This window comes from Pseudonocardia sp. SID8383 (assembly GCF_009864975.1).
GTDB classification, from domain to species: domain Bacteria; phylum Actinomycetota; class Actinomycetes; order Mycobacteriales; family Pseudonocardiaceae; genus Pseudonocardia; species Pseudonocardia alni.
In genome coordinates this window covers 1-752 of sequence record NZ_WWFY01001168.1, presented here as the reverse complement: position 1 = coordinate 752, position 752 = coordinate 1, and the positions used below count along the sequence as shown (strand labels likewise).

Here is a 752-nt window from a genome sequence, read left to right as displayed (position 1 = left end):
TCGGCGCACACCTCGAGACGCACTACCCGCGGCTGGTCGCGCAGCTCTACGCGATCACGCTCAACCCGCACGACGCGCACGACGCCGTGCAGGACGCCTACTCGCGGGCCTGGCGACGCTGGGCCGCGCTGCGCGCCGAGCCCGCGGGCCCGGACCACGAGGACGCGGCCGTCGGCTGGGTCCGGCGGGTCGCGATCCGGACGTCGATGCGGGGGCGGATCCTGCGCCGCCGTCGCAGGCCGTCGCCGGAGGAGACCGACCCGCGCACCGGGGCGCTCCTGGAGGCGCTCGGGAGGCTCGCACCCGTCGACCGCCGGGCCGTGGTGCTGCACCACATGGCAGGCCTGTCGACCGGCGCGGTCGCCGAGCTCGAGCGGGTCACCGAGCACGAGGTGCGGCGCCGGCTCGTCCGCGGTCGCGAGGTCGTGACCGAGGGCATGGCCGAGGTGCTGGAGGAGATCATCGGACCGGCGGGTGGCGCGGTCGGGGGACCGCCGCCGGGTCACGGGGCGCCGCAGTACGACCTGCGTGGCGGGTACCCACCCGCCACCGAGGGGGGACGGGTATGAACGGGTTCGCCGACATCGACCGGGAGTTCCACCGGCTCGACGACGTCCTGGCCGCGGCGGTGCCGCTGCCCGCCGTCGACGACGTGATCTCCCGCGCCGCCGGTGCGCGCCGGGCCACCTCGGCCGCGGCCGCGGCGGTGCTCACCGTCGGGTCGCTGGGCGGGATCACCGCTGTCGCGACCG

At 77.1% G+C, this 752-nt stretch carries 2 protein-coding genes; both read left to right on the top strand.

Annotation, left to right across the window (positions count from 1 at the left end; all coding sequences use genetic code 11):
* A partial coding sequence (locus GTW08_RS28400) for an RNA polymerase sigma factor (RefSeq protein WP_161152774.1) occupies positions 1-569 on the top strand: 569 nt, incomplete at its 5' end.
* On the top strand, positions 566-752 hold a 187-nt coding region (locus GTW08_RS28395; RefSeq protein ID WP_043281823.1), incomplete at its 3' end, for a hypothetical protein. The genes GTW08_RS28400 and GTW08_RS28395, both read left to right, overlap by 4 nt.